At 25.3% G+C, this 308-nt stretch carries 1 protein-coding gene; it reads right to left on the bottom strand.

The genetic code is table 11. The features are described 5' to 3' along the window. Positions 1-231 (bottom strand): aminotransferase class V-fold PLP-dependent enzyme (locus OL66_RS00870; RefSeq protein WP_034172085.1); only part of this gene is annotated, 231 nt, incomplete at its 3' end. Positions 232-308: the final 77 nt, after the last annotated feature.

Genomic DNA, 308 nt, shown 5'->3' with positions numbered 1-308 from the left:
TTTGGAATTAATAAAATTAGCTGTTTTAATTCTTGTTTCGTTCATTAGTAAAGTGTTTTGATGAGACAAAACGCCAAAAGATTTGGTATTGAGTCCATTTGTGTTATAAAATCTAGTCAATTCATCTATTACTTTTTGAGGTTTTAAAGAAGTAGCAGCATTATCAAAGTAAACAATCTTGGGGTTGGTTTTGAAAATTGGGAAAAGACATCGAAAAGGATTATTTTGCATTTTGGAAACCTCTTAATTTGTTAAGACATATTTTTTCATAAATGAATTAATAAAATAAATAAAAAGTTATTAATAAT

Source organism: Chrysanthemum yellows phytoplasma, assembly GCF_000803325.1.
Lineage (GTDB): Bacteria > Bacillota_I > Bacilli_A > Acholeplasmatales > Acholeplasmataceae > Phytoplasma > Phytoplasma asteris.
This window is presented reverse-complemented; position numbering and strand designations above follow the sequence as displayed.